25 protein-coding genes and 1 tRNA gene are annotated in these 26,479 nt (G+C 67.2%); 9 read left to right on the top strand and 17 right to left on the bottom strand.

The window, feature by feature from the left end:
- Position 1: 1 nt before the first annotated feature.
- Positions 2–78, bottom strand: a tRNA-Arg gene (locus AC07M9_RS05555).
- Between the two features lie 44 nt (positions 79–122).
- Complete coding sequence (locus AC07M9_RS05550; protein ID WP_494882015.1) at positions 123–578, bottom strand: (deoxy)nucleoside triphosphate pyrophosphohydrolase; 456 nt, start codon at positions 576–578, stop codon at positions 123–125.
- A 100-nt stretch (positions 579–678) separates the two neighbouring features.
- On the opposite strand from AC07M9_RS05550, the gene AC07M9_RS05545 reads away from it, so the two are divergent.
- Both AC07M9_RS05545 and AC07M9_RS05540 read left to right on the top strand, forming a co-directional pair.
- A complete protein-coding gene (locus AC07M9_RS05545; RefSeq protein WP_494882013.1) occupies positions 679–867 on the top strand; it encodes a Flp family type IVb pilin in 189 nt (62 codons plus the stop codon).
- A 124-nt stretch (positions 868–991) separates the two neighbouring features.
- Positions 992–1,165: a Flp family type IVb pilin gene (locus AC07M9_RS05540; RefSeq protein ID WP_494882011.1), complete on the top strand. Its 174-nt coding sequence runs from the start codon at positions 992–994 to the stop codon at positions 1,163–1,165.
- A gap of 104 nt (positions 1,166–1,269) precedes the next feature.
- Here AC07M9_RS05540 and AC07M9_RS05535 read toward each other — a convergent pair whose 3' ends face one another.
- The 4 genes from AC07M9_RS05535 to AC07M9_RS05520 all read right to left on the bottom strand — a co-directional run bounded on the left by AC07M9_RS05535 (position 1,270) and on the right by AC07M9_RS05520 (position 5,809).
- Positions 1,270–2,763 (bottom strand): M48 family metalloprotease, encoded by a 1,494-nt coding sequence (locus AC07M9_RS05535; RefSeq protein ID WP_494882009.1) that lies wholly within the window; start codon positions 2,761–2,763, stop codon positions 1,270–1,272.
- Positions 2,764–2,851: 88 nt separating this feature from the next.
- Positions 2,852–3,751, bottom strand: coding sequence for a tyrosine recombinase (locus AC07M9_RS05530; RefSeq protein ID WP_494882007.1), 900 nt, complete (start codon positions 3,749–3,751; stop codon positions 2,852–2,854).
- 4 nt (positions 3,752–3,755) lie between these two features.
- Entirely contained in the window at positions 3,756–5,651 is a 1,896-nt protein-coding gene (locus tag AC07M9_RS05525) for a hypothetical protein (protein WP_494882005.1), read from the bottom strand.
- Complete coding sequence (locus AC07M9_RS05520) at positions 5,648–5,809, bottom strand: hypothetical protein (protein WP_494882003.1); 162 nt, start codon at positions 5,807–5,809, stop codon at positions 5,648–5,650. The genes AC07M9_RS05525 and AC07M9_RS05520 overlap by 4 nt, the downstream gene beginning before the upstream one ends.
- Before the next feature lie 85 nt (positions 5,810–5,894).
- Here AC07M9_RS05520 and AC07M9_RS05515 point away from each other — a divergent pair, with 85 nt between their 5' ends.
- From AC07M9_RS05515 to AC07M9_RS05505, 3 genes are all read left to right on the top strand, one after another.
- The gene (locus tag AC07M9_RS05515) at positions 5,895–6,482 is read left to right on the top strand and encodes a shikimate kinase (RefSeq protein ID WP_494882002.1); all 588 of its coding nucleotides are present in this window, start codon (positions 5,895–5,897) and stop codon (positions 6,480–6,482) included.
- Positions 6,473–7,588 (top strand): 3-dehydroquinate synthase, encoded by a 1,116-nt coding sequence (gene aroB / locus AC07M9_RS05510; protein WP_494882000.1) that lies wholly within the window; start codon positions 6,473–6,475, stop codon positions 7,586–7,588. The genes AC07M9_RS05515 and aroB overlap by 10 nt, the downstream gene beginning before the upstream one ends.
- Positions 7,589–8,022: 434 nt before the next feature.
- Positions 8,023–9,408, top strand: a complete 1,386-nt coding sequence (locus tag AC07M9_RS05505) for a peptide MFS transporter (protein WP_494881998.1) — start codon at positions 8,023–8,025, stop codon at positions 9,406–9,408.
- A gap of 149 nt (positions 9,409–9,557) precedes the next feature.
- Here AC07M9_RS05505 and AC07M9_RS05500 read toward each other — a convergent pair whose 3' ends face one another.
- The 10 genes from AC07M9_RS05500 to gor all read right to left on the bottom strand — a co-directional run bounded on the left by AC07M9_RS05500 (position 9,558) and on the right by gor (position 21,230).
- Positions 9,558–10,337, bottom strand: coding sequence for an acyl-CoA thioesterase (locus tag AC07M9_RS05500; RefSeq protein WP_494881996.1), 780 nt, complete (start codon positions 10,335–10,337; stop codon positions 9,558–9,560).
- Positions 10,337–10,708, bottom strand: a complete 372-nt coding sequence (locus tag AC07M9_RS05495) for a tRNA-binding protein (protein ID WP_494881994.1) — start codon at positions 10,706–10,708, stop codon at positions 10,337–10,339. Before AC07M9_RS05495 ends, AC07M9_RS05500 begins: the two co-directional genes overlap by 1 nt.
- 1 nt (position 10,709) lies before the next feature.
- Positions 10,710–12,731, bottom strand: coding sequence for an acetyl-CoA carboxylase biotin carboxylase subunit (locus AC07M9_RS05490; RefSeq protein WP_494881992.1), 2,022 nt, complete (start codon positions 12,729–12,731; stop codon positions 10,710–10,712).
- On the bottom strand, positions 12,731–13,087 hold the full coding sequence (locus AC07M9_RS05485; RefSeq protein ID WP_494881990.1) for a lysozyme inhibitor LprI family protein: 357 nt from the start codon (positions 13,085–13,087) through the stop codon (positions 12,731–12,733). Before AC07M9_RS05485 ends, AC07M9_RS05490 begins: the two co-directional genes overlap by 1 nt.
- Positions 13,087–14,133, bottom strand: coding sequence for a biotin synthase BioB (gene bioB / locus AC07M9_RS05480; RefSeq protein ID WP_494881989.1), 1,047 nt, complete (start codon positions 14,131–14,133; stop codon positions 13,087–13,089). The genes AC07M9_RS05485 and bioB overlap by 1 nt, the downstream gene beginning before the upstream one ends.
- Before the next feature lie 89 nt (positions 14,134–14,222).
- Entirely contained in the window at positions 14,223–16,373 is a 2,151-nt protein-coding gene (gene scpA / locus AC07M9_RS05475) for a methylmalonyl-CoA mutase (RefSeq protein ID WP_494881987.1), read from the bottom strand.
- Positions 16,374–16,435: 62 nt separating this feature from the next.
- Positions 16,436–16,876 (bottom strand): methylmalonyl-CoA epimerase, encoded by a 441-nt coding sequence (mce, locus tag AC07M9_RS05470; protein WP_494881985.1) that lies wholly within the window; start codon positions 16,874–16,876, stop codon positions 16,436–16,438.
- Between the two features lie 6 nt (positions 16,877–16,882).
- Positions 16,883–18,064 carry a beta-ketothiolase BktB gene (bktB, locus tag AC07M9_RS05465; RefSeq protein WP_494881983.1) on the bottom strand — a complete coding sequence of 394 codons (1,182 nt, stop codon included), beginning with the start codon at positions 18,062–18,064 and terminating at the stop codon, positions 16,883–16,885.
- 101 nt (positions 18,065–18,165) lie between these two features.
- A complete protein-coding gene (locus AC07M9_RS05460; protein ID WP_494881981.1) occupies positions 18,166–19,692 on the bottom strand; it encodes an acyl-CoA carboxylase subunit beta in 1,527 nt (508 codons plus the stop codon).
- A 191-nt stretch (positions 19,693–19,883) separates the two neighbouring features.
- Positions 19,884–21,230 carry a glutathione-disulfide reductase gene (gene gor, locus AC07M9_RS05455; protein WP_494881979.1) on the bottom strand — a complete coding sequence of 449 codons (1,347 nt, stop codon included), beginning with the start codon at positions 21,228–21,230 and terminating at the stop codon, positions 19,884–19,886.
- Positions 21,231–21,483: 253 nt separating this feature from the next.
- Here gor and AC07M9_RS05450 point away from each other — a divergent pair, with 253 nt between their 5' ends.
- Positions 21,484–22,146: an RBBP9/YdeN family alpha/beta hydrolase gene (locus AC07M9_RS05450; RefSeq protein ID WP_494881977.1), complete on the top strand. Its 663-nt coding sequence runs from the start codon at positions 21,484–21,486 to the stop codon at positions 22,144–22,146.
- 234 nt (positions 22,147–22,380) lie between these two features.
- On the opposite strand, the gene pgi is transcribed toward AC07M9_RS05450, so the two are convergent.
- Positions 22,381–23,901: a glucose-6-phosphate isomerase gene (pgi, locus tag AC07M9_RS05445; protein WP_494881975.1), complete on the bottom strand. Its 1,521-nt coding sequence runs from the start codon at positions 23,899–23,901 to the stop codon at positions 22,381–22,383.
- 150 nt (positions 23,902–24,051) lie between these two features.
- Between pgi and lepB the strand changes: the two genes are divergently transcribed.
- From lepB to era, 3 genes are read left to right on the top strand one after another with little or no spacing between them, the layout of a single operon-like run.
- The gene (gene lepB, locus AC07M9_RS05440) at positions 24,052–24,906 is read left to right on the top strand and encodes a signal peptidase I (RefSeq protein WP_494881973.1); all 855 of its coding nucleotides are present in this window, start codon (positions 24,052–24,054) and stop codon (positions 24,904–24,906) included.
- The gene (gene rnc, locus AC07M9_RS05435) at positions 24,907–25,575 is read left to right on the top strand and encodes a ribonuclease III (protein WP_494881971.1); all 669 of its coding nucleotides are present in this window, start codon (positions 24,907–24,909) and stop codon (positions 25,573–25,575) included. It begins immediately after the preceding gene.
- On the top strand, positions 25,572–26,468 hold the full coding sequence (era, locus tag AC07M9_RS05430; protein ID WP_494881969.1) for a GTPase Era: 897 nt from the start codon (positions 25,572–25,574) through the stop codon (positions 26,466–26,468). Before rnc ends, era begins: the two co-directional genes overlap by 4 nt.
- The last annotated feature ends 11 nt before the right edge of the window (positions 26,469–26,479 follow it).

The raw sequence follows: 26,479 nt of genomic DNA, 5'->3' as shown, positions 1-26,479 counted from the left end.
GTGGTGCGCCCGGAACGATTCGAACGTCCGACCCTCAGATTCGTAGTCTGATGCTCTATCCAGCTGAGCTACGGGCGCGTTGGAGGTGGCCCTTTAGGAAGGGAATCGAAGGCGGTCAACGCCTATATCGCCTCCTTCGAAAGGAATTTGCCTTCCGGCTGCGAAAGGTGGCGGCGAAGCGCCCGGGCCAGCGGATAATCGAGCGGCGGCATCTCCAGCTGCTCGACCGCGTCAGGCTGCAGCCACGCGATCTGCGCGGCCTCGATCGCGCCGGGCGTCCCCTTCCACGCCGCGCAGGCATAGAGAAGTATGACGAGCGGACGAGGCGGCCCCTTCCCGCCCTCCTCGGGCGTCGCCGTGCGTCCGCTTGCGAATCCGACCGCTTCCAGCTCGCCGCGCGCGACTGTGACGCCAAGTTCCTCCGCGAGTTCACGGACCGCCGCGTCCTCGGGGTTTTCGCCGGGGTCCACCTTGCCGCCCGGAAATTCCCATAGGCCGCCGTGTACCGCGCCGAAATGGCGCTGCTGCATAAGGACGGCGCCGCCGCCGCCTATCAACGCGACGGCGACGACCAGCATCGGTGTCGGTTTTTCTTCCAGTCTAACCTCCGGGCTTAAATGCAATTTAACGCACCGGTGCGATCCCGGCGCTCATTCTCGGAAAAACCATACGGTGAAAATGCGACGGCATCGCCTCCTTTCGAAGATCATGCGGAGCGAGCGCGGCACGTCGTCGATCGAGTACGGCCTGATCCTCGCCTTCATCGTGCTGCTCATGCACGTCGCCCTGCAGGCGCTCGCGGGCGAGACGGTGACGATGTGGTCGACGGTCTCGACCAAGTCCGCGACCGCGATGTCGGGTCACTGAAGCGAAACAAGCTTAAGGCTTTATCAACGATTGCAATGTAGAGAACAAACCGTCCAAGGCGCAGAAGAGAGACTGAAGCGAGGCGGACCGGGTACACAAGACTGCTTACACCAGGAGACAATTCATGAAGTTTCTCGCCAAGCTGCGCCGCAACGAAAAGGGCGCGACCGCCATCGAGTACGGCCTGATCGCCGCTCTCATCGCAGTTGCTGCCATCGCCGCCATGCAGGGCATGGGCTCGCAGCTTATGTCGACCTTCAACAAGACTTCGTCGAAGATGTCTGAAGGCGTCAAGTAATAGCCGATTACTGGCGATTACTGGAATTCGAGGGCGGCGGGGAAACCTGCCGCCCTTTTCGATTCGGGCGTCCGCTTTCCGTTGGCACGGAAAACCGACGTTTTTCAGTAGGTCACGAGCTTGATCTTCTGCCCCGGTGTCAGGGCCGAGTTCGCCTGCAATCCGTTGAGCACCAGGAAACGCTCCAGCTTCGCGTCACTGTAGGCCATCCGGGCGGCCAGCGACTGCACGGTGTCGCCCGCCTTTACAGTCACCACGTCGAGCAGCCGCGGCTTCACCGATCCCGCATCGGCCGCCGAAATGTGGCGCAGCGAACGGAACATGGGCGTGAACGCCTCCGCCCCGCCCGCCTGGGCCAGGGTCACGAAGTGGTAGGCCTGCCCTTTGCCGAAATCGTAGGCGAACACGACGACATCCACCGTACCCCCCGAACTCTGCACACGCGCCACGCCGTAAGCGGCGGGGATGCCGTTGACGGTCGTCTTTTCGATGCTGGACGGCGTAATTCGCGCCTGCCCCGATTCGGTCAGGCTGCCGAACACGGTGTTGATATACGAATCTAGGCCGCCGCTCAGCTTGCCTCCCGAGAATTGCGCCTTCCCGGACGACCCGCTGATCGAGACCGCGCTGGTGCCGTTGACCATGAAGAAGCCATCGGGCGCATCGAAGGCGAAGCGCAGCACCGGGTGCGTGAACCTGCGGCCCTCGACGATGCCCTGCTTGGGATCGTCGCCGTAGACCAGCCCGTCGATTCGGGTGAGGAAGGCGTCGCGATTCGTCAGGCCCGTCGCCGTGCTGCCCGCGTAAGTGAGCGCCGTGCGAACGCGCGAGGCGGGGTCGGGGTGCGTGGAGGCCCATTCGGGCGTCTGGTTGGCGCTCCCCCGCAGCTGCGCTTCCAGCGCATTCTGGCGCGCCAGGCTTTCCAGCACCGTCGCCATCGCGCGCGGATCGTAGCCGGCGCGCTTGAGATATGTGATGCCCAGCTGGTCCGCCTGCAGTTCCTGCGAGCGCGAGAACTTCAGCGTCAGCAGCTGTGACCCTTGCGAAAACAGCTTCTGGCCGAACTGCCCGAAGGCATTGTCGCCCAGCACCGCGCCCGAAAGGATCGAGCCGAGCACGCCGATGATCTGGTTGCGCTGCGCCGCCTTCTGCCGCTGCGCCGAGTGGCGCGCGGCCACGTGGCCGACCTCATGGCCCAGCACGCCGGCGAGTTCGGCCTCGTTGTTCATCAGCGCGGTCAGCTGGCGCGTGACGTAGACGTAGCCGCCCGGGATGGCGAAGGCGTTGTTCACCGGCGAGTTCAGCAGCGTCACGGTGAAGTCGCCCGTCGCGTTCGACAGGCCGGATTGGACCGCGATCTTCTTGCCCACCTGCTCGACGTAGCTCGCCTGCGTGCCGGTAACGGCGCCGCCGAATTCGGCGAGCAGTTCGGGATGGGCCTTGGCCCCTTCCGCCCGGTCGGTCGCGCTGATGGCGTAGACCTTGGGCGCCTTGGCACCCTGCGCTTCCAGGCGCGCGGGGCCTGGAGCGGCAACGAGAAGTCCCAGCCCGCCAATCGCGACGGTGGCGCGCAGCCCGCATTTCCGAGTTATGGCCATGTGCGTCCCTTTCCCTGTGCGCGCTTGCCGCCTGGCTCGCGGCCTCGATTACAATCCGAAAACGAGGCGGCGCCTGCCTTGTTCCGCTTCACTCCACCTTCGATCCGCGGTTCGCCGTCGCCAGCGGGTGGCGCGAGTTGACCAGCGCCACCAGCCGGGCGCTGTCGACATGGGTGTAGATCTGCGTCGTCGCGATGTCGGCGTGGCCGAGCAGCATCTGCAGCACCCGCAGGTCCGCACCGCCCTCGAGCAGGTGCGTGGCGAAGGCATGGCGCAGGACGTGCGGCGACACTCGCTCCGGGGCGATGTCCGCCCGCGCCGCAAGCTCGCGCAGCAACTGGAACAATCGCACCCGCGTGAGATGGCCGCTCGCCCCGCGCGACGGGAACAGGAAGCGCGCTGTGCCCTTCCGCAAGGCCAGCCACCGCGACAGCACCTGCCGCGAGCGCGTACTCACCGGCACCATGCGCTGCTGCCCGCCCTTCCCCGTCACATGGAGGAACGGCGCATCGCGCGGCACCGACGCCAGCGGGAGCGATACCAACTCGGTCGCGCGCAGGCCCGAGCCGTAGAGCAGTTCGAGCAAGACCAGCAGCCGCACCGCCTCGGGACGTTCACCGGCGGCTTCCTCGTCGGCACGGGCGAGGAAGCGCTCCACTTCCTCGTGGCTCAGCAGGCGGGGCAGCGGACGGCGAGTGCGTGGCCGCGGCAGCGCGCCGGAAGGGTCGTCGGCGCGCAGGCCCTCGTCGATCAGGAAACCGTAGAACTGGCGCAGCGCCGAGCAGCGCCGCGCCAGGCTCGATGCGGCAAGCGCGCTCCACGCGGTCCCCAGGCCCTCCAGAGCCTGCACATCGGCTCCGGCGACATCGCCAAGCACCTGCCGCGCCGCCTCCAGGTCGCGGCGATAGGCCGCCAGCGTGTTCGCCGCCGCGCCGCGCTCCGCCGCAAGCATCGAAAGGAAGCGCTCGGGGAGATCCTCTCCCGTCACGCGATCAGCCCCGCGCCACGGCCTCGGCGGCGATCATCCGGGCTTCGGCGTCGAGGCCGACCTCGCGCAGGGCGGAGACGATGTGGAACAGGAAGCGCGGGGTCATGCGCTGCCAGTCGTCGCCCTGCATGCCGAAACCGGCGAGCAGGACCACGCTGGCGGCATCGCCGCGCCGGGCCGCACTGTCGATCGCCTGGGTCCAGCGGGTCTCCCCGCCGATGCCCGAGCCGGTTTCGGAGGACACCCGCTGCGCCACGCCGTCGTCGATCCGGCCGAGCCCCGCGAGGCCCGCCACGAGGAACGCCGAGCGGCGCTTGCTCGTGCTGTCGTCGTCGTTGAGATAGTCGTCGATCGCGCCCTGGTCGACGCCGTTGACCCGGCCCGGCGCGGCGAGCACCAGCATCCCCCAACCCTTCGATCCCGCGCTCACCACGCTCGACCAGCGCAGCGCGTTGGCGTCGTATCCGGCCGACAGCATCGAGGCGATCAGCGAGGGCGCGCTATCGGCAAGGTCGGCGCTCGGCGCCATGCGCGCGGCGGCGGCGGCGGTCAGCACCTGCCGGGCGTACTTCGCTGGACCGGCCGCGTCCCATAGCGCCTTCATCGCGGTGAGCCGTGCCGCCGCATCCTCCTGCGTATAGGCGTCGCGCAGCGATTCGGCGCGGTCCTGCCATTCGCCGGTGACGTCGGGGTCTGCGTAGATCTGCGAATAGAGGTCGACCATCGCCGCGTTGGACAGCACGCCCGCCGCCGCCGCGCGGTCCGCCGCCGCCGCGCGCCGGGCGAGGCTCACCATCGGCGCCAGCGCGGTGATGTAATCGTAGGACGGCCCGGCGGTCTTCATCAGCGAGGCCGGCGGCTCCAGCCCGACACCGATCGCGAGGCCGTAGCGCCAGGGATCGAGCGTGGTCACCTTGTCCCACTCGATCGTCACCGCCCGGCGCGACTTGCCGGCGGCGCCTGCGTATTTCTGCGCGAGCAGCATGTCGATCTGGTCCATGGTCCCGCGACCCCGGTCGCGCTCCAGGCGCGAGATCGAGGCGGTCGCGTTGCCCCGGAAGGCGTCGCACATCGTGCGCGTGACGCCCCAGGCCGGGTCGGCACGCAGCGAACCCTGCGTCGCCATGACCGGGCACATGCCCGTGAAGTCGGCGTTGCGGGCATAGACGTCGAGCACCACCGCGCCGATCGCGGGGGTGTAGTCGGCGATGTCCATGTCCTGCAGCACGGCGCGCGCGGCGTCAGTCTCGCCCATGCGCAGCAGCAGCGAGACACGCAGCGCCAAAAAGTCCTGCGCGCTCATCCCGCGCGGCGGCTGCAGGCGCGAGGCAAGCGCGCGGCGCAGCAGGATGTGCCCCCAGCGCGACACCAGCGTGCCCCGGTTTCCCGAAAGCGCGACCTGTACCAGGCGCCCGTTCTGGATCGCCAGCGAATCCGGCGCGAGGCCGCCTTCCTGCACGTCTAGAAGTCCCGCCTCGGCGATCGAGCGACGCGCCTGCGGCGGCATGTCGATCACGACCTTGGCTCCCAGCAGCGCCTCGAAATCCTCGGGCGACATGCGCTCGAGTTCCTCAAGGCTGGGGATGCGCCGCAGGGCGCCGTCGTCCTGCGCAGCGGCGAGCGTGGCGCCGTCCAGCGAGACGGGCGGCGCGCCGGTGGGGATCGCCTGCACCACCGGCGTCGAGGTCGCCGCGGCGCGCGGCGCTTCGGGAGCGGCACTGGCGGAAGCTGCCGGACGCGGCGCGGTGGTTCGGGTCGGAGCGGGTCGCGGCGCCGCTGTGCGCGCGGGTGCGGGCTCGTCGAACATCTTAGGCAGCAGCGATTCGGGTGCGTCCTGTGCCGCCACCCAGACCGAAGTCATGGCCAGCGCGGCACCGGCCAGCAGGTGGACCGCTCTCATCGGGCGGCCTCCTTCGGCAGGGGCACGACGATGGTCTGGTCCTCGACCGGCTGCTTGCCCGCATCGTTCCAGGCGGCGAACCCGAGGGTGACCACGGCGATCGGTACGGCGATGGCGATTGCTCCTGCAAGCCTGCGCCTGCGAATTGTCGTCGTCACTCGGTTTCCTTCACCATGCCCGTCTGCAATGGGCGACTTTGTGATGCTTGCGCTGCGACCTAGCGCAACTATAGGCGATCGGGCAATGGACGTTCAACAGACACGGTTTTCCGCGCAGGAAATTGCGGCGCTCGGCCGCCGTATCGATCGCCCGATCGTGCTCGTGGGCATGATGGGCGTGGGCAAGTCCAGCGTGGGCAAGCGCCTCGCCACCCTGCTCGACTGCCCCTTCGTCGATGCCGACGACGAGATCGAGCGCTCGGCCCAGATGACCATCCCCGAGATGTTCGAGGCTTACGGCGAAGACTACTTCCGCAACGGCGAGCGCCGGGTGATCGCCCGCCTCGTGACCGAGCGCGAGGCGAGCCCCACGCCGCGCATCGTCATCGCCACCGGCGGCGGCGCCTTCTGCAATGCCGAGACCCGCGCGCTGATCCTCGACAAGGCGATCACCGTCTGGCTCGACAGCGAGGTCGACACGCTGGTGGAGCGCACCGCCCGCAAGGAAAACCGCCCGCTCCTGCAGGGCGGAAACCCGCGCGATATCCTCGCCCGCCTGCGCGCGGAACGCGAACCGCATTACCGCCAGGCGCCGATTCACGTCACCAGCGGCCCCGGCCCCCACATCCAGACCATCAACAAGGTCCTCCAGGGAATTTCGCAATGGCTGTGATCCCCGTCGACATCGCCTCGCGGCCCTACGAAGTGCGCGTCGGCGCCGGGCTGCTGGCGGAACTCGCACCCAACTGCCGGGGGCGGCTGCGCAAGCGCGGCGTGCCGATCGTCACCGATGCCAACGTCCACGCCGCCTGGGGCCATGTCGTCGAGCAGAGCCTGCGGGACAGCGGCCACGAACCGCATTGGCGCATCCTGCCGGCGGGCGAGGCGACCAAGTCGTGGGACGAACTCGCCGCCACGGTGAACTGGCTGCTCGCCCTAGAAGTGGAGCGCGGCGACCACATCATCGCGCTCGGCGGCGGCGTGATCGGCGACCTCACCGGCTTCTGCGCATCGGTCCTGAAGCGCGGCTGCAACTTCATCCAGGTGCCGACCACGCTGCTGGCGCAGGTCGATTCGAGCGTCGGCGGCAAGACCGCGATCAACACCCCCACAGGCAAGAACCTTGTCGGCGCCTTCCACCAGCCCTCGCTGGTTCTCGCCGACCTCGCCGCGCTGGAGACGCTGCCCCGGCGCGACCTGCTCGCGGGCTATGCCGAAGTGGTGAAATACGGCCTCATCGACGATGCCGACTTCTTCGCCTGGTGCGATGCCCATGCCGGCGCGATGATCGAAGGCGACGGGGCCCTGCGCGAATATGCCGTCGCCCATTCGGTGGCCGCCAAGGCGCGCATCGTCGCCGAGGACGAGTTCGAGACCACCGGCCGCCGCGCCCTTCTCAACCTCGGCCATACCTTCGGCCACGCGCTCGAGGCCGAGACCGGTTTCTCCACCCGCCTGCTCCACGGCGAGGCGGTGGCGCTCGGCATGGTGCTGGCGGCGCGCTACTCCGCGCGCCGCGGCCTCATGCCCCGCGCCAGCGCCGAGCACGTCGCCCGGCACATCGGCGACATCGGCCTGCCCGCGGGCCTGCCGATGCTGCGCATGGACTGCAACGGCGCGGACCTCGTGCGGCACATGCTCCACGACAAGAAGATGGACGCTGGCACCCTGCCGTTCCTGCTCATGAAGGGGATCGGGCAGACCTACCTCGACAAGCAGGTCTCGCTGGAGGACGTGGCGCAATTCCTCGACGAGGAACTGGTGCGCCAGCCCGCCTGAGGCGCGGCTCCTGGCACCAACTCCGTCATCCCAGCGAAGGCTGGGATCGCCCTGTACTCTCGAGGCAAAACCTCCCCGACGGCCAGCGGCCACCCCGCCAGCTTGCGATTGACTTCCATCGTCCCAGCCTCCGCCGGGACGAAGCAAAAAGCCGCGCCGTTCTCGGAGCAGGACCAACGCCCCCAGGCCGGGAACACCTCTTCCGTCCCGCCAGTTAAGCCTTCGGTGTCCTTGCCAATCGCGTTTTCGGCGCGGCCGGGGGGTCGCCATGCCCCGCGCGAATCTCCCGGGGCGTGTAGGAGGCGGCAGGCTTTATCGGGGCCTGCCGCCTTACCGGCCCCCCAAGGCAAATTGACGACGCCCCGCAGCCGTGACATTGCTCGCGCACGCACCGCGATTACGCGGGCAGACAAGAAAATTGCAGGTCGACAACCATGACAGCAGCCGAAGCCACCCCTGAACTCGATTTTCCCGAACAGGCCGCGCACGACGACCGCGCGTTCCTCGGCCATCCCAAGGGGCTCGGCTACCTGGGCGTGGTCGAGGGGTGCGAGCGGTTCTCGTACTACTCGATGCAGACGCTGCTGACGCTGTACATGGTCAAGTACCTGCTGACGCCGGGCCGGCAGGAAAGCGTGATCGGTCTGGAATGGCTGAGAGTTCACGTGTTCTCCGGCCTTCAGGGCCAACCGCTCGCCTCCGAGATCTTCGGCCTCTACACCGCGCTCGTCTACCTGACCCCGATCCTCGGCGGACTGCTCGCCGACCTCCTGCTCGGCCGCCGCGCGGCGTTGATCGCGGGGGCCGTGGTCATGTCGCTCGGTCACTTCCTGATGGCGTTCGAAGGCGCGTTCCTGCTGGCGCTGGCCTCGCTGGTCGTCGGCGTCGGACTGTTCAAGGGCAACATCGCCAGCCAGGTCGGCGAGCTTTACGGTCCCACCGACATCCGCCGCGCTATGGCGTTCCAGATCTTCTACATCTTCATCAACGTCTCGGTGATCGCTGCGCCGCTGGTGTCGGGGACGCTGGGCGAGAAGGTCGGCTGGCACTGGGGTTTCGGCGCGGCCGGCGTGGTCATGGTGGTTGGCCTCGTCATCTATCTCGCCGCGAAGCCCTGGCTGCCGGCGGAATCCTCGCGGTCCGCGAAAACCATCCAGCCCCGTGCCAAGTTCGCGCCCGGCGATGGCCTGCGCCTCGTCGCGGTGCTGCTGCTGGTGCCGATCATGGGCCTCTCGCTGCTGACCAACCAGCAGATCTTCAACGCCTATCTCGTCTGGGCGGACCAGCAGTTCCAGCTCACCTTCATGGGCACCACGCTCCCGACCAGCTGGATGATCACGCTCGACGCGACGCTCAGCTTCTCGATGCTGGTCGCGGTCGCCGCATTCTGGGCCTTCGTCGGCAAGCGTACCCGCCGCGAGCCGGACGAACTGGGCAAGATGATCCTGGGGTGCGGCTTCATCTTCGCCGGTGCGCTGTGCCTCTACATGGCAGCGCTGACCCAGGGTTCCGCCAAGATCGGGCTCTTCTGGCCGGTGCTTTTCCACCTGCTCAACTCGATCGGCTTCGCGCACCTGCTGCCGGTCAGCCTCGCGCTGTTCACCCGCCTCGCCCCGCGCGCGCTGACGGGCTCGATCGTGGGCATCTACTACCTGTCGTTCTTCGGCGCGAACCTGGTGGTCGGCAAGATCGGCACCCTGTTCGAGACGATGCCGACGACGCAGTTCTGGCTGCTCCACGCCGCAACCGCGCTGGTCGGGCTGGTCGGCTTCGGCGCGTTCAAGCTGGTGCTGGCGAAGCGGTTGATGGGGACGGCCTGAACCGAGGCCCCCGACGCCCCCAATCTCGTCATCCCCGCGAAGGCAGGGCTCCTACTCCCGGGATGGCCGGTCGCACGGGCGTCAGATGGGGTCCCGCCTGCGCGGGAATGACGAAGTGAAGAAACAAGGGGCGACGAAGAACGCAGAACTCAGCCGAACACCGCCACCGACTGCATCCCGCTCGCCGCGACCCTGCCGTTGCCGTTCCATTGCAGGATGTGCTCGCTCGCCCCGCCGTCCTGCGCGAAGGCGCTGGTCGAGCGCAGCAGCCACCAGCCATCGGTGCCGGGCGCGGGGCCGAGCATGTTGACCTGCCAGTGCATCGAACTGATCGGCACGCTGAACGCAAGCAGCGGCAGCACCGCGGTCGGCAATGCGTCCCCGCACAGCAGGCATTCGACCGCAGGATCGAGCCCCTCGCGCTCGCGGGCGCGGACCCACCAGCACAGGTCAGCCTCACCCAACTGCGCCTTGGGCATGGCGAAGCGCACGTCGAAATGGTTGCGCAGGAACGCCGGGGCCTGCGCCATCGGGACCGGCTTCGCCGCGTCAACGGCGATCACGCCTTCGGGCAAAGCGTAGCCGTCGATGGCGAGGACGCTGTCGATGCTGCGCATGAACACGAAGCTGGCCGTGAAGCCGACGCCCTTCTCGCCCGTCAGTTCCGCCGCGACCCAGGTCGCATTGCGGCCCCGGCGCAGGACTTTCGCCCGCGCCTCGATCCGCCCGGCGAGCGGCGCGATCATCGCCAGCTGCGCCGAGCGCAGCGGCGGCAGTTCCGAGTCGACCTGCTGCGCCGCAGCCAGCGCGATCGCCGACGTCAGCCCGCCATAGGCGGTACGCCCCTGCAGCCAGTCCTCGGGAATATCGAGCACGAAGCCGTCATCGAGCGGCTCCGCCCCGGCCAGCAGTTCGGGCAGTCCCTGCATCAGAACAACCGCGATCCGTTCGGCACCGCCTTGTCGGGCGAGAACAGCACGACGCGGCCCTCCTCGTCCGCGAAGCCGAGGGTGAGCACTTCGGACAGCGCCTTGCCGATCTGGCGGACGGGGAAGTTCACGACCGCCGCCACCTGCCGCCCGACCAGTTCCTCGGGCGAGTAGAGCGCGGCCACCTGGCCGACGCTCTTCTTCTCGCCGATGCCGGGACCGAAATCGATCCGCAGCTTATAACTGGGCTTGCGCGCGCCCTCGTAGACCTCGGCCGCGACCACCGTGCCGACGCGGATGTCGACCTTCAGGAAATCGTCGAAGCCGATGGCCTCACCCGCCGGGACGGCGGGATCGTGGTCGAGGTGCATGTCACTCCATTTCGAGGATGATGGCGTCCACCCGCAGGCTCTCGCCGGCCTTGGCGTTGATCGACTTGACCGTGCCCGACTTCTCGGCGCGCAGGATGTTCTCCATCTTCATGGCCTCGACCACCGCAAGCGGCTGTCCGGCTTCGACCTTGTCGCCCTCGCCCACGTTGAGCGAGACCAGCAGGCCCGGCATCGGGCAGATCAGGAAGCGCGAAAGATCGGGCGCGATCTTCTCGATCATGTGCTTCGTCAGCCCGACGATGCGCGTGGGCAGGCACTCGACCTTGTGGATCGCGCCGCGCGTGGTCATCCGGAAGCCGGTGCGGGTGGTCTCCAGCTTGAGCACCAGGTCCTCGCCGTCGACTTCGGCTTCGACGAAGCGGTCGCCCGGCGTGTATTCCAGCTCCAGCTCGACCTCCTCGCCGTTGACCGTCAGCACGTCCTCGTCGAGCTCGACATCGAACACCGCGCCGTCGATGGTGACGGTCCACTCGCCCGGAGGATCGAGCGGCGTTCCCAGCTGGCCCTCGACCCGGCGCGAACGATCGGCGCGCGCGGTGGCGACGAAGGCGGCGACGGCGGCGAGCTTGACCTTGAGGTCGTCAGACGCGGGCGCGCCGTGGAAGCCTTCGGGGTACTCCTCGGCGATGAAGCCGGTGGTCAGTTCGCCCGAGCGGAAGCGCGGGTGCTGCATGATGGCCGAGACGAAATCGATGTTGTGACCCAGACCCTCGATCTCGAAGGCGTCGAGCGCGGCGACCTGCTTGTCGGCCGCCTCGTCGCGCGTCTCGCCCCAGGTGATCAGCTTGGCGATCATCGGGTCGTAGAACATCGAGACTTCGCCGCCCTCGTAGACGCCGTCGTCCACGCGCACGCCGTCGATGCCGCGGCGGCCGTTGCCTTCCTCGTCCTCTGTCCAGCCTTCGACCGGCGGGTTGTAGCGCGACAGGCGCCCGGTCGAGGGCAGGAAGCCGCGATAGGGGTCTTCGGCGTAGACGCGGTTCTCGATGGCCCAGCCCTCGATCTTCACGTCGTCCTGCGTCATTTCCAGCTTCTCGCCGGCGGCGACGCGGATCATCTGCTCGACGAGGTCGATGCCGGTGATCGCCTCGGTGACGGGATGCTCCACCTGGAGGCGCGTGTTCATCTCGAGGAAGTAGAAGCTCTCGCCCGTCGGGTCGGCGCCCGAGACGATCAGTTCCACGGTGCCGGCCGAATAGTAGCCGACCGCGCGCGACAGGGCGACGCACTGCTCGCCCATGGCCTTGCGCATCTTTTCCGTGACGAAGGGCGACGGCGCTTCCTCGACCACTTTCTGGTGACGGCGCTGGATCGAGCATTCGCGCTCGTTCAGGTAGAGAATGTTGCCGTGCTTGTCGCCGAGGATCTGGATCTCGATGTGGCGGGGATTGAGGATGAACTTCTCGATGAAGACGCGGTCGTCGCCGAAGGAGTTCAGGCCCTCGCGCTTGGTGGCCTCGAAGCCCTCGCGCACGTCCTTCTCGTCGTAGGCGAGGCGCATGCCCTTGCCGCCGCCGCCGGCCGAGGCCTTCATCATCACCGGATAGCCGATCTCGGCCGAGATGCGCACGGCATGTTCGGTATCCTCGATCTCGCCGACGAAACCGGGGACGACGTTGACGCCGGCCGCCTTGGCGAGCTTCTTCGACTCGATCTTGTCGCCCATCGCCGCGATCGCATTGACGGGCGGGCCGATGAACTCGATGCCTTCTGCGGCGAGCGCCTCGGCGAACGAGGTGCGCTCGGACAGGAAGCCGTAGCCCGGGTGGACCGCCTCGGCGCCCGTCTGCTTGCAGGCTGCGATGATCTTGTCGGCGATCAGGTACGACTGCGCGGCCGGCGCCGGGCCGATGTGGACGGCCTCGTCAGCCATCTGCACGAACGGCGCGCGGGCGTCGGCGTCGGAATAGACCGCCACCGTCTGGATGCCCATCCGGCGCGCGGTCTTGATGACGCGGCAGGCGATTTCGCCCCGGTTTGCGATGAGGATTTTCTTGAACATCAGTGCCCCGTCTCCACGTAGTCGCGCAGCTGTTTGCTGCGCGCTTCGGTCAGTTGTTCCATGCAGCCGTTCTGAAGAAGCGGCCAGATCGTGCCGCTTTCTTCCCTCGGGCCGTTCACCGCGAGGCATTGCGCGTCACGGTATGCGATCCATTTGCGCTGCGCATCGAGCAGCCGCCGGAATGCCTCCGGCGACTGGCCCTTTGCCTGCGAAGCCGCGTTTTGCCACGCGGCGTTGAGCGCCTTGTCGGCCGCCTGATAGCCCCGGAACGAGCAGATATTCATGTCCGCCTGCGTCATCGCATTGCCGCAGTCCACCTGCGGCTCCGCTGCCATCAGGAAGAGCGTCCAGATCACTACTCGGCAGCTTCCAGCTTGGCGCAGCCACGCGGCATGCGCTGCGCTTCCACTTGCGCGGGTGTGAGTTCGATGGCCATGGGCTTGAGGCCCAGACGCGCGAACATCGCCAGGTCGTTGTCATCGCCCGCGTTGGGGGCGGTGAGCAGCTTGTCGCCGGTGAAGATCGAGTTGGCGCCGGCCATGAAGCACATCGCCTGCGTCATCTCGGACATCGATTCGCGGCCCGCCGAAAGCCGCACCATCGACAGCGGCATGGTGATCCGCGCGACCGCGACGGTGCGCACGAACTCCACGTCGTCGATCTTGGCGAGCGGGGTGTCGGCCAGCATGTCACCCAGCACGGTGCCCTTGACCGGGACCAGCGCATTGACCGGCACCGACTGCGGATGCTCCGGCAGCGTGGCGAGGGTGTGGACGAAACCGACGCGGTCGGCGCGGGTCTCGCCCATGCCGACGATGCCGCCCGAGCAGACGTTGATCCCCGCCATGCGCACGTTCGACAGCGTGTCGAGGCGGTCGTCCATGGTGCGCGTGGTGATGACCTGGTCGTAGCGTTCGGGCGAAGTGTCGATGTTGTGGTTGTAGTAATCCAGTCCGGCGTCGGAGAGCATGTCGGCCTGGTCGGGCGTCAGCATCCCCAGCGTCATGCAAGTTTCCATGCCCATGGCGCGCACGCCCTTCACCATCTCGATGATGGCGGGCATGTCGCGGTCCTTGGGGTTGCGCCAAGCGGCGCCCATGCAGAAGCGGGTCGAGCCCTGGTCGGCCGCCTGCGCGGCGCGCTGGAGCACGGCCTGCACCTCCATCAGCTTGGTCGCCTTGACGCCGCTGTTGGCCGAAACCGACTGCGAGCAGTAGCCGCAGTCCTCGACGCAGCCGCCGGTCTTGATCGAGAGCAGCGTGGACAGCTGGACTTCGTCGGCCTTGTGGCTGGCGCGGTGGACTTCGGCCGCGCGGAACACCAGTTCGGTGAACGGCAGGTCGAACAGCGCGGCGATCTCTTCGCGGGTCCAGTCGGTGCGGGCGATGGGGGTATCGGTCATAGTCTTCCTCGGGCAGCCGGGGCCAAAGCCCGGCCATAGAGCCAAGCGTCGTCCCTTGCCAGTTCTCGCATGCCCCCCTGCACCACGGCTTACTCCGCCGCCTGCAGTTCGGAGCCAAGCGGCGGCATGTTGTGGCCGAGCAGGCGCAGCACGTCAGCGGCGCATTCGACCACGTTGGAGCCGGGACCATAGATGCCCTGGACACCGGCATTGCGCAGGTATTCGTAATCCTTCGCCGGGATGACGCCGCCGGCGATCACCTTGATGTCGCTCCGGCCGGCCTCGCGCAGCTGCTGGATCAGCTCGGGCACCAGCGTCTTGTGTCCGGCCGCGAGGCTGGAGGCGCCGACCACGTCCACTTCGTTCTGCAGCGCCAGCACCACGGTTTCCCCGGGCGTCTGGAACAGCGGCCCCGAGACGACGTCGAAGCCCATGTCTCCGAAGGCCGAGGCGATGATGTTGGCGCCGCGATCGTGGCCGTCCTGGCCCATCTTGGCGACGAGCAGCTTGGGCTTGCGGCCGAGGCGGCGTTCGACCGCCGCCACGCCGTCGAGCACCTGCTGCCAGCGGCTGTCGCCCTCGTAAGGCGCGCCGTAGACGCCCTTCACCGGGGTGGGCTGAGTACCGTAGCGCTCGAAGCTCTCTTCCATCGCCGATGAAATCTCGCCCAGCGTCGCGCGGGCGCGGGCGGCTTCGACGGCGAGCGCGAGGAGGTTGTTCTCGATGCTCGATTCGCCCGCCGCCCCGTCGCGCAGCGCTTTCAGCGCAGCCTGGCAGACGGCTTCGTCTCGGTCCGCCTTCATCTTGTTGATGCGGGCGATCTGGCCTTCGCGGACCTTGGCGTTGTCGACTTCGAGCGTCTCGATCGCGTCCTCGGTGGCGAGGCGGTACTTGTTCACGCCGACGATGACGTCGTCACCCCGGTCCACGCGCGCCTGGCGGGCGGCGGCGGCGGTTTCGATCATCGCCTTGGGCCAGCCGGCGGCGACCGCCTTGGCCATGCCGCCCTCGGCCTGGACGCGCTCGATGATCTCCCACGCCTCGTCGACCAGCTGCTGGGTGAGCGATTCGATGTAGTAGGAGCCGCCCAGGGGATCGACCACCTTGGTCATCCCGGTCTCTTCCTGGATGATGATCTGGGTGTTGCGGGCAATGCGCGCCGAGAAGTCGGTCGGCAGCGCGATCGCCTCGTCGAGCGCGTTGGTGTGCAGCGACTGGGTGCCGCCCAGCATCGAGGCCATCGCCTCGACCGTGGTGCGGATGACGTTGTTGTAGGGGTCCTGCTCCTGCAGCGACACGCCCGAGGTCTGGCAGTGGGTGCGCAGCATCTTCGAGCGCTCGTCCTTGGCGCCCAGCTCGGTCATCACCCGATGCCACAGCACGCGCGCGGCGCGCAGCTTGGCGATCTCCATGAAGAAGTTCATGCCGATGGCGAAGAAGAACGACAGGCGCCCGGCGAACTTGTCGATGTCGAGGCCCGAGGCCACGCCGTACTTCACGTATTCGGCGCCGTCGGCGATGGTGAAGGCCAGTTCCTGGACCTGCGTCGCGCCGGCTTCCTGCATGTGATAGCCGGAAATCGAGATCGAGTTGAACTTCGGCATCTCGCGGCTGGTGTAGCCGAAGATGTCCGAGATGATCCGCATCGAAGGCTCTGGCGGGTAGATGTAGGTGTTGCGGACCATGAACTCCTTGAGGATGTCGTTCTGGATGGTCCCGTCGAGCAGCTTGCGGTCGACGCCCTGTTCCTCGCCCGCGACGATGAAGAAGGCCAGGATCGGGATCACCGCGCCGTTCATCGTCATCGAGACCGACATCTTGTCGAGCGGGATGCCGTCGAACAGGATCTTCATGTCCTCGACGGAATCGATCGCGACTCCCGCCTTGCCGACGTCACCGACGACGCGCGGGTGGTCGCTGTCGTAGCCGCGGTGGGTGGCGAGGTCGAAGGCGACCGACAGGCCCTTCTGCCCCGCCGCGAGGTTGCGGCGGTAGAAGGCGTTCGATTCCTCGGCGGTGGAGAAACCGGCGTACTGGCGGATGGTCCAGGGACGGCCCGCATACATCGAGGCGCGAACGCCGCGCGTGAAGGGCGCGAAGCCGGGGAGACCCGGATCGACGGCCACGTCCTCGGCGGTGTAGAGCGGCTTGACCGCGATACCCTCGGGCGTGTTCCAGGTCAGGTCCTTGCCCTTGACCTCCTTGTCCGCCGCTGCCTGCCAGTCGTTGATGTCAGCCATGTTCGCATTCCTCGGATCGCCCCGCCCGTCATGTCGATCGGGGGCGGGGTCTTCGGGTCAAATCAGTGATGGGTGCCCTTGGGCGTTTCCATGATCTCGGTGAGCTGCCCGCCCATGTCCTTGGGGTGGACGAAGAAGATCATGGTCCCGTGCGCGCCGATGCGCGGCTCTCCGAGCACCCGCTTGCCCTGGCTTTCGAACCAGGCCTTTGCCTCGCCGATGTCAGGCACTTCGTAACATAGGTGGTGCTGGCCCCCGAGCGGGTTCTTCTCCAGCCACTTGCCGACAGCCGAGTCCGCAACCGTAGGCTGGAGCAGTTCGATCTGCGTACCGGCGGTGCCGTTTTCGCCCGGCGTGTTGACGAAACACACGCGAACCTGCTGGCTTTCGAGCACGAACGGCTCGGTCACGTCGGTGGCGCCCATCACGTCCCTGTAGAACGCGATCGAGGCGTCGAGGTCGGGCGTGGCGACGCCGATGTGGTTGAGGCGACCGAGCTTCATGTCAGATTACTCCACGTTCTCGATGACCATGGCGATGCCCTGGCCGCCGCCGATGCACATCGTGATCAACCCGTATTTTCCGCCGCTGCGCTTGAGTTCGTAGGCGCACTTGATGGTGAGCATGCAGCCCGTCGCGCCGACCGGGTGGCCGATCGAGACGCCCGAGCCGTTGGGGTTCACCTTCTCGGGATCGAAGCCGAGCACCTTGGCGACGGCGCAGGCCTGCGCGGCGAAAGCCTCGTTGCTCTCGATCACGTCGATCTGCTCCAGGCCAAGGCCGGCGCGCTTGAGCGCGATCGGCACGGCGTGGATCGGGCCTTCGCCCATATAGGCGGGGTCGACGCCGGCGTGGCCCCAGGCGACGATCTTCGCCAGCGGCTTGAGGCCGCGCTTCTCGACCTCGGCGCCGGTCGCGAGCACCACGGCGGCGGCGCCGTCGTTGATGCCGCTGGCGTTGCCGGCAGTGACCGAACCGTCCTTCTTGAAGGCGGGCTTCATCGCGCCCAGCGTCTCGACGGTCGTGTCGGCGCGGACGTGCTCGTCGGTGTCGAAGACGGTGACGCCCTTGCGGGTCTTCACTTCGACGGGAAGGATCTGCTCCTTGAAGCGTCCCTCGGCGATGGCGTTGGCGGCGCGCTGGTGGCTAGTCGCGGCGAGCGTGTCCATGTCGGTGCGCGAGACCTGATGGCGCTCCGCCACGTTCTCGGCGGTGATGCCCATGTGGTAGCCGCCGATCGCGTCCGACAGGCCCAGCGTCAGCGCGTCTTCCTGCGTGTTGGCGCCCATCTTCCGGCCCCAGCGCACGCCGTGGTCATGGTAGGGGACGTTCGACATCGATTCCGCGCCGCCCGCGATCGTGACCGAGGCCTCGCCCAGCTTCATCATCTGCGCGGCCGACACGATCGCCTGGACGCCCGAGCCGCAGAGGCGGTTGAGCGTCAGCGCAGGGGTGGCAAGCGGCACACCGGCGTTGATACCGATGACGCGGCTGAGCATCTCGTCCTTGGCGCTGGTCGGCATGACCTGGCCGATCACGACATGCTCGACCGCCTCGGGCTCGATGCCCGCACGCTTCAGCGCCTCGGTTGCGACGAGCCCGCCGAGCTCCGAAGGCATGAAGCTCTTGAGCGATCCGCCGAAGTCGCCGACTGCCGTGCGCACGCCGCTGACGATGTAGATGTCTTCCATGACCTGACTTCCCAATCCCTTGTTCTCGGTTCCGAATGGAGGCCTTTTCGCCCTCCGTCCGCGATCACGGTACTCTCAAAAAGGACACCGACCGGCCGCCGTCACAGCGGGATGTTGTCGTGCTTCTTCCAGGGGTTCTCGAGAACCTTGTTGCTCAGCTTGCGCAGGCCCAGTGCGATGCGCCGACGGGTCGAGTGCGGGTAGATGACCTCGTCGATGTAGCCCCGGCTTGCCGCCACGAAGGGATTGGCGAAGCGGTCCTCGTATTCCTTGGTCTTGGCGGCGATGCCGTCCGCATCCTGGCCGCGGAAGATGATCTCCACCGCGCCCTTGGCGCCCATCACCGCGATCTCGGCGGTCGGCCAGGCGTAGTTGAGGTCACCGCGCAGGTGCTTGGAGCTCATGACGTCGTAGGCGCCGCCGTAAGCCTTGCGGGTGATGACGGTGATCTTGGGCACGGTCGCCTCGGCATAGGCGAACAGCAGCTTGGCGCCGTGCTTGATGATGCCGTTGTGCTCCTGGTCGGTGCCGGGCAGGAAGCCGGGCACGTCGACGAAGGTGACGATCGGGATGTTGAAGGCGTCGCAGAAGCGCACGAACCGCGCGGCCTTCTTCGACGAGTTGATGTCGAGCACGCCCGCCAGCACCATCGGCTGGTTGGCGACGATGCCCACCGTCTTGCCCTCGATACGGCCGAAGCCGATCAGGATGTTGCCCGCGTGGAGCGGCTGCAGCTCGAAGAACTCGCCCTCGTCCAGCGTCTTACGCAGCACTTCGTGCATGTCGTAGGGCTGGTTCGCGCTCGGCGGGATGATCGTGTCGAGGCTGGGCTCGAGACGGTCCCAGGCATCCGCGCAGGGGCGCTCCGGCGCGTCGTCGCGGTTGGACGAGGGCAGGAAGTCGAAGAAGTCGCGCGCCGCCAGCAGCGCCTCGATGTCGTTTTCCAGCGCGAGGTCGGAGACCGAGGTCTTGCTGGAGTGCGTGATCGCACCGCCCAGTTCTTCCTGCGTGACGACCTCGTTGGTGACCGTCTTGACCACTTCCGGGCCGGTCACGAACATGTACGAGCTGTCCTTCACCATGAAGATGAAGTCGGTCATGGCAGGCGAATAGACCGCGCCGCCCGCGCAAGGCCCCATGATGAGTGAAAGCTGCGGCACCACGCCCGAGGCGAGGACGTTGCGCTGGAACACGTCGGCATAACCGCCGAGCGAGGCCACGCCTTCCTGGATGCGCGCACCGCCCGAATCGTTGAGGCCGATGACCGGCGCGCCGACCTTGAGCGCGGCGTCCATCACCTTGCAGATCTTCTGCGCATGGCGGGCCGAAAGCGAGCCGCCGAACACGGTGAAGTCCTGGCTGAACACGTAGACGAGACGGCCGTTGATGGTGCCCGAACCCGTGACCACGCCGTCGCCGGGGATCTTCTGGTCCTGCATGCCGAAGTCGACGCAGTCGTGCTCGACGTAGAGGTCCATCTCCTCGAAGCTGTCCTCGTCGAGCAGCACGTCAAGGCGTTCACGCGCGGTGAGCTTGCCCTTGGCGTGCTGCGCATCGATACGCCTCTGCCCGCCGCCCAGCTTGGCGGCAGACCGGCGCTTTTCCATTTCGGCGATATTGGCTGACATCCGGCTTCCCTTGTCCAGTGGTTCCAGTGTGCGGTTCCAGCATGGAATGCTGCATTCGCTAAAGGACCTGGAAGCGCTGAGGTCAACTATTTTAATCGCCCGGTTAAGACAAATGACGGGGTAGTTTCAGCTATATCCGTCAGGCGATATGGAAGACTGGCATGGTCCCCGCCCATGCGGCGACCATAGCCTCACTTCAGCAGGACGAGTTCCTCGGCCATCGTCGGGTGGATGGCGACAGTCGCATCGAAGTCGGCCTTGGTCAGGCCCGCCTTCACCGCCACGGCCGCGGCCTGCATGATCTCCGGCGCCTCGGAGCCGATCATGTGGATGCCCAGCACCCGCTCGGTCGAGGCTTCGCACACCATCTTGTAGAGCGAGCGCTCGTTGCGGTGGGCGACGACGTTCTTCATCGAGCGGAAGTCGCTGGTATAGACCTTGACCGAACCATACTTCTCCATGGCCTCCGCCTCGGTGAGACCGACGGCGGCGATCGGCGGGTGGCTGAACACGGCCGAGGGAATGCAGCCATAGTCGACCGTCGTCGGCTTGCCGCCGAACACGGTGTCGGCGAAGGCCTGCCCCTCGCGGATGGCGACGGGGGTGAGCTGCACGCGGTCGGTCACGTCGCCCACGGCGTAGATGCTCTGGATGTTGGTGCGCGAATGCTCGTCCACCGCGATCGCGCCGCGCTCGTTGAGCTGGACGCCCACGTCATCGAGCCCCAGCCCCTCGATGTTGGGCACGCGGCCGGTGGCGAACAGCACGCAGTCGACCTCGATCGGCTCGTGGTTGCTCATGTGGACCAGCAGCGTGCCGTCCTTGTTCTTCTCGATCTTCTCGAAGTTGGCGTTGAAGCGGAAGTCGATGCCCTTGGTCAGCGAGATCTGCAGCAGACGGTCGCGCACGCTCTCGTCGTAGCCGCGCAGCAGCTGGTCCGAGCGGTTCATCAGCGTAACCTTGGCGCCGAACTGGTGGAAGATGCCGGCGAACTCGTTGGCGATGTAGCCCGCGCCCGCGATCAGCACGCGCTTGGGGATCGCGTCGAGATGGAACGCCTCGTTCGAGGTGATGCCGTGCTCGTGGCCGGAGCAATGGGGAACGTGCGGACGCGCACCGGTGCAGACGAGGATGTGCTTCGCGGTCTTCTTCTCGCCGCTCGCCAGCGTGACCTCGTTGGGGCCGGTGATGGTCGCGCGCTCGTGGAAGATCTCGACCTTGTTGTTCTCGAGCGTCTGCGTGTAGAGCCCGTTGAGCCGATCGACGTCGCCCAGCACGTTGTCGCGCAGCTTGACCCAGTCGAACCTGGGCTCGCCCACGTCCCAGCCGAAGTGCCTGGCGTCCTCGAGGTCCTCGGCGAAGTGCGCGCCGTAGACGAGCATCTTCTTGGGGACGCAGCCGCGGATCACGCAGGTCCCGCCGATACGGAACTCCTCGGCCACCGCCACCCTCGCCCCATGCGCCGCAGCCACCCGGCTCGCGCGAACGCCGCCCGAACCGGCGCCGATGGTGAAGAGGTCGTAGTCGTAGTCGGCCATGCGTGATTGCTCCCTTGCCAGCCCGGAAGGCTGATCTGCGATCGGTCGCGGCGCATATGGGACATGGCAGGCCCGATTGCCAGCCGGGAGCGCCTCGCCGGAGGCAAATCAGCCCCGCTTCGATCGGGCGCTGATCCTGCTCGACCCATCGCGAACGCTGTGGCGGGCCTATTGTCAATCATTTCGGTTGAGTTTATACATCCTGCATGGCCGTCTCCTCGCCGGGACCGCGAAAATGACTGGGAGATCACCGATGGCACGTTCTAACAACGCCGCAGTGAACAAGCAGGAACCCCTGGTGCTGCTCGTCCCCGGCCTCGAGGGCAGCGGCCCCGGCCACTGGCAGCGCCGCTGGGCCGAGGAAATCGACAACTGCCAGCTTGCCGAACTCGGCAGCTGGAGCACACCGCACCGCAATACCTGGATCAACCGCCTGAACCTGGCGGTCCACAACGCCGGCCGCCCGGTCGTGCTGGTGGCGCACAGCCTCGGGTGCATTCTCACCGCATGGTGGTCGAAGTTCGAGCAGCCCGGCTGGGCGAACCCGGTCGCCGGCGCGCTGCTGGTCGCCCCGCCCGAGGTCGATTTCTTCCCGCGCGACGACCGCCTTACCCCCTTCGCGCCGACCCCGGCCGACGCGCTGCCCTTCCCCTCGATCCTGGTGGGCAGCCGCAACGATCCGTGGATCGGCTTCGAGACCGCACGGCGACTGGCGAAGCAATGGGGCAGCGATTTCGTCGACGCGGGCAAGGCCGGGCACATCAACGCCGATTCCGGGCTGGGCAGCTGGGACGACGGCAAGCAGCTACTGGCCCGCCTGCTCGACGGACTGGCCGACAGGAACGCTGCCACCCCGGCGGGCGGCCTGCGCGCCAACCACCCAGACTGGTCCGAAGGCCTGGAATTTCGCGCCTGAGCCGATCGCTCGGCGCCTGACGGGCCCCTTGCAGGGCGCCGGGGCGGTTCATGCCCGCCCCGGCGTAGGAGCCACGCGGCTATCGGTCGTTCCCGACCTGATCGGGGACCGCTGGCCTAAGCCCCGGCCGACGATGTCTGCTTTTTCCTCGTCTGCGAGCAAGTACGCTCGGGCGGAAAGTGTCCGGGCGCGACGTTGGTCGCCCGGACCGACGTCGCGCCCGTTCAGCTCTCGTCAGCCGATGCCCGCCAGCGCCAGCAGCGCTTCGGTCGAGGGATCGAACTTGGTGCCGCCCTGCTCGATCTGCTTGGCGATCTCCTTGCCCAGCTCGACGCCGAACTGGTCGAAGGGATTGATGCCCATCAGCACCGCATTGGCGAAGGTGCGGTGTTCGTGGAAGGCCACCAGCGCGCCGAACGTCGCGGGCGTGATCTCGTCGAGCAGGATCGTCGCCGAGGGACGGTCGCCCGGATAGGCGCGCGCGGGGTCTTCGCTCGCCTTGCCGGCCATCAGCGCGGCGCCCTGCGCGAAGCAGTTCGACAGCAGGATGCGGTGGTGCTCGAAAGCGAGGTCGTGGCCCGGCGCGATCGAGGCGATGAAGTCCACCGGCACGAGATTGGTGCCCTGGTGCAGCAGCTGGAACACGGCGTGCTGCGCGTCCGTGCCCACGCCGCCCCAGGTGATCGGCGCTGTCGGCCCGTCGACCGGCGAACCGTCGACCTTCACGCTCTTGCCGTTCGATTCCATCTCCAGCTGCTGGAGATAGTCGGGCAGCAGCGCCAGCCGCTCGTCGTAGGCAAACACGCCCCGCGTCTGGCAGGCGCGCAGGCGGGTGTAGTACTGGTCGCCGAACGCGGCGCGCAGCGGCAGGTTGGCCATGCCGTCGGTATCGCGGAAATGCTCGTCCATCGCGGCGGCGCCGGCAAGGAACTCGGCGAAGTCGGGCCAGCCCAGCGCCATGGCGACCGGGAAGCCGATCGAGGACCACAGCGAATAGCGCCCGCCCACGCTTTCGGAGAACGGCAGGATGCGAGTCTCGTCCACGCCCCATTCGATCGCCTTGTCGGGTGCGGCGGTGAGCGCGACGACGCGGCCGTAGGGGTCTTCGACGCCGTTCTCGCGCAGCCAGATCAGCGCGCTTTCGGCGTTGGTCATGGTCTCGATGGTGGTGAAGGTCTTGGAGGCGAGCGCCAGCATCGTCGTCGCCGGGTCGCAGGCCGCGAAAGCCTGCTCGAGCGCGCAGCCGTCGATATTGGAGACGACGTGGACGTCCACCAGCGCGCCTTCGCGGGCCAGCGCGTCGATCGCCAGCGCCGGGCCCAGCGCCGAGCCGCCGATGCCGATGTGGATCAGGTGCTTGACCTCTCCCATCGCGCCGCGGTGGATGGCCTCGACTATCGCGGCCATGCGGTGGTGATACTCCGCTGCTAACCCGACGCTATCATCCTTGCCGACACCGCGCTGGGCGGTGTGCTCGGCAGCGCGGCCCTCGGTGGTGTTGACGATCTCACCGCCGAACAGCGCGGCGCGGCGGCCCTCGAAGTCCATGACCCCGGCCAGTTCCTCGAAGCCGGCAACGTGCGCGGCGTCGAGGTGCGTCTTCGACCAGTCGAACAGGATGCCGGTCGAATTTTCCTCGTCACCCAGCTCGATACGGGTCGCGAAAGTGTCGAGGCGATCGGGATCGGCGCCGAAAAGCGCCTTGAGAGTGGGCTTTTCCAGCCCCTGCAGCTTCTTCCAGACCGCTTCGCTCATGCCGTGCATCTCCTGTCGAGCAATTTTGCCGCCTTATGCGTTCCGCAACTGCGAAATCCAAGCGCGAGTTGTGCAATTATCGGTCGGTGTCGCCCGTTCGTGGGGATCGCACTTGACGGGAGCGGGCGCGCGTGGGCAAGGGTTTGAGCCATGAGCGACACGCACAGCGCCACCAAGATCGAGGCCACGGACGCGGCCTCCACAGCCCCCGGCGCCAAGCCCGCCGCCCCGCCGCAGAAGGACGAGAGTTTCTTTTCCTTCCTGGCGTGGCTGGTGCTGGGCGTGCTGATCCTGCGCAGCTTCATCATCTCGCCCTTCAACATCCCCAGCGAGTCCATGCTGCCGAGGCTGCTGACCGGTGACTACCTGTTCGCCACCAAGTGGTCCTACGGCTTTTCGAAGTACTCGCTGCCCTTCAGCGTGCCGCTGATCCCCGGCCGCATCCTCGCCAGCCAGCCCGACCGCGGCGACGTGGTGATCTTCAAGGCGCCCCCGGGCAACGACGTCGACTACATCAAGCGCGTCATCGGCCTGCCGGGCGACGAGATCCAGATGCGCGGCGGCCAGGTGTGGCTCAACGGCAAGGCCATCCCCAAGGTCAAGGTCGCCGACTTCATCGTGCCGGTCAGCCCCAACACCGACTGCGGCCCCGGCTTCGACAGCACCGACAAGGGAATCGCGGTCTGCCGTTACCCCCAGTTCCGCGAGACGCTGCCCGGCGGCAAGACCTACACCGTGCTCGACATGGGCCAGACCCCGCAGGACGACACCGGCGTGTTCATCGTGCCGGAGGACCACATGTTCCTCATGGGCGACAACCGCGACAACTCGATGGACAGCCGCTTCCCGGCGATCGAGGGCGCGGGCATCGGCATCGTCCCGCAGGAGAACCTCGTCGGCAAGGCGTCGGTCATGATGTTCTCCACCGACGGCTCGTCCGAATGGATCAAGCCCTGGACCTGGTTCACCGCCGCCCGCTGGTCCCGCATCGGGAGCTTGATCTGAGTGCTTGACGCGCAGACCCGCGCCTTCCTGACCCTGCATGCCGGCTACGAACCGGTCGACGAGGCCCTCTGGCTATCGGCCCTGACCCACGGTTCCACCGGCGAGAAGCGCAATTACGAAAGACTGGAATTTCTGGGCGACCGGGTGCTCGGGCTGTCGGTCGCCGAATGGCTGTTCCGCGGCAGCGACGAGGCGGAAGGCCGCCTCTCGCAGCGCCTCAACGCACTCGTCAGCCGCACCACCTGCGCGATGATCGCGCGCGAGATCGGTCTGGGGCCGCACATGCGCCTCGGCAAGCAGGCCCGCGACGATGGCGGCCAGGATTCGGAGAACATCCTGGGCGACGTGATGGAGGCAATCATCGGCGCCTGCTTCACCGAGCGCGGCTTCGAAACGGCGCGCGACATGGTGCTCGGCCTCTGGGGCGACACGCTCCAGGGCAAGACCGGCAAGCGCAAGCACCCCAAGTCGGCGCTGCAGGAATGGACCGCCGGCAACCGCCGCCGCATGCCCGAATACAAGCTGGTGGACCGCTCCGGCCCCGACCATGCCGCTCGCTTCACGGTCGAGGTTTCGGTACACAACGTCGGTACGGCCCAGGCCACCGCCAATTCCAAGCAGGACGCCGAAACGCAGGCGGCCGAAGAATTCATGAGGAAGTTCGGATGACCCAGTCTTGCGGTCTCGTCGCCGTGCTCGGCGCGCCCAATGCGGGCAAGTCGACGCTGGTCAACGCCCTGGTCGGCCAGAAGGTGGCGATCACTTCCGCCAAGGCCCAGACCACCCGCGCCCGCCTGCTCGGCATCGCGCTCGAGGGGGAAACCCAGATCATCCTCGCCGACACGCCCGGCATCTTCGAGCCGCGCCGCCGGCTCGACCGCGCGATGGTCGCCGCCGCCTGGGAAGGCGCACAGGAGGCCGACGCGATCCTGCTCGTGGTGGATGCGGTGAAACTGCGCCGCCACGAACTCGCGCCGCTGCTCGAAAGCCTGAAGGACCGCCCGGAGCGCAAGCTGCTGGTGCTCAACAAGGTGGACGCCAGCGCCAAGGAGAAGCTGCTCCAGCTCGCGCAGGAGTTTACCGGCGTGGTCACCTTCGACGAGGTGTTCTTCGTCTCCGCGCTGACCGGCGACGGTGTGCCACAACTTAAGACTTTCCTCGCGGGGCTCATGCCCGAAAGTCCGTGGCATTATCCCGAGGACCAGGTTTCCGACGCCAGCGAGCGCCTGCTCGCCTGCGAGATCACGCGCGAACAACTCTATCGCCAGCTCCACGAGGAACTGCCCTACGACGCCGCCGTGCGCCCGGAAAGCTACACCCCGCACAAGGACGGCTCGGTCGAGATTCGCCAGCAGATCGTCGTCGCCCGCGAAAGCCAGAAGGCCATCGTGCTGGGCAAGCGCGGCGCCAAGATCAAGGCCATCGGCGAGGCCGCGCGCACCGAACTCGCCGAAGTGCTGGGCCACAAGGTCCATCTCTTCCTCCACGTCAAGGTCGAGGAAGACTGGGCCGACAGCGCCCGCGACATCTACGAGGAAATCCGGCTGGACTGGGTGAAGTGATGAAGGCGGCG

Source organism: Novosphingobium sp. GW821-FHT09E05 (assembly GCF_059416165.1).
The sequence above is the reverse complement of the archived record's forward strand: the minus strand, read 5'-3'. Positions and strand labels throughout refer to the sequence as shown.

Excerpts from the sequence above, each read along its gene's own strand:
- AC07M9_RS05550 (WP_494882015.1), bottom strand. The coding sequence starts at position 578 with ATGCTGGTCGTCGCCGTCGCGTTGATAGGCGGCGGCGGCGCCGTCCTT.
- AC07M9_RS05545 (WP_494882013.1), top strand. The coding sequence starts at position 679 with ATGCGACGGCATCGCCTCCTTTCGAAGATCATGCGGAGCGAGCGCGGC.
- AC07M9_RS05540 (WP_494882011.1), top strand. The coding sequence starts at position 992 with ATGAAGTTTCTCGCCAAGCTGCGCCGCAACGAAAAGGGCGCGACCGCC.
- AC07M9_RS05535 (WP_494882009.1), bottom strand. The coding sequence starts at position 2,763 with ATGGCCATAACTCGGAAATGCGGGCTGCGCGCCACCGTCGCGATTGGC.
- AC07M9_RS05525 (WP_494882005.1), bottom strand. The coding sequence starts at position 5,651 with ATGAGAGCGGTCCACCTGCTGGCCGGTGCCGCGCTGGCCATGACTTCG.
- AC07M9_RS05515 (WP_494882002.1), top strand. The coding sequence starts at position 5,895 with ATGGACGTTCAACAGACACGGTTTTCCGCGCAGGAAATTGCGGCGCTC.
- aroB (WP_494882000.1), top strand. The coding sequence starts at position 6,473 with ATGGCTGTGATCCCCGTCGACATCGCCTCGCGGCCCTACGAAGTGCGC.
- AC07M9_RS05505 (WP_494881998.1), top strand. The coding sequence starts at position 8,023 with ATGACAGCAGCCGAAGCCACCCCTGAACTCGATTTTCCCGAACAGGCC.
- AC07M9_RS05500 (WP_494881996.1), bottom strand. The coding sequence starts at position 10,337 with ATGCAGGGACTGCCCGAACTGCTGGCCGGGGCGGAGCCGCTCGATGAC.
- AC07M9_RS05495 (WP_494881994.1), bottom strand. The coding sequence starts at position 10,708 with ATGCACCTCGACCACGATCCCGCCGTCCCGGCGGGTGAGGCCATCGGC.
- AC07M9_RS05490 (WP_494881992.1), bottom strand. The coding sequence starts at position 12,731 with ATGTTCAAGAAAATCCTCATCGCAAACCGGGGCGAAATCGCCTGCCGC.
- bioB (WP_494881989.1), bottom strand. The coding sequence starts at position 14,133 with ATGACCGATACCCCCATCGCCCGCACCGACTGGACCCGCGAAGAGATC.
- scpA (WP_494881987.1), bottom strand. The coding sequence starts at position 16,373 with ATGGCTGACATCAACGACTGGCAGGCAGCGGCGGACAAGGAGGTCAAG.
- mce (WP_494881985.1), bottom strand. The coding sequence starts at position 16,876 with ATGAAGCTCGGTCGCCTCAACCACATCGGCGTCGCCACGCCCGACCTC.
- bktB (WP_494881983.1), bottom strand. The coding sequence starts at position 18,064 with ATGGAAGACATCTACATCGTCAGCGGCGTGCGCACGGCAGTCGGCGAC.
- AC07M9_RS05460 (WP_494881981.1), bottom strand. The coding sequence starts at position 19,692 with ATGTCAGCCAATATCGCCGAAATGGAAAAGCGCCGGTCTGCCGCCAAG.
- gor (WP_494881979.1), bottom strand. The coding sequence starts at position 21,230 with ATGGCCGACTACGACTACGACCTCTTCACCATCGGCGCCGGTTCGGGC.
- AC07M9_RS05450 (WP_494881977.1), top strand. The coding sequence starts at position 21,484 with ATGGCACGTTCTAACAACGCCGCAGTGAACAAGCAGGAACCCCTGGTG.
- pgi (WP_494881975.1), bottom strand. The coding sequence starts at position 23,901 with ATGAGCGAAGCGGTCTGGAAGAAGCTGCAGGGGCTGGAAAAGCCCACT.
- lepB (WP_494881973.1), top strand. The coding sequence starts at position 24,052 with ATGAGCGACACGCACAGCGCCACCAAGATCGAGGCCACGGACGCGGCC.
- era (WP_494881969.1), top strand. The coding sequence starts at position 25,572 with ATGACCCAGTCTTGCGGTCTCGTCGCCGTGCTCGGCGCGCCCAATGCG.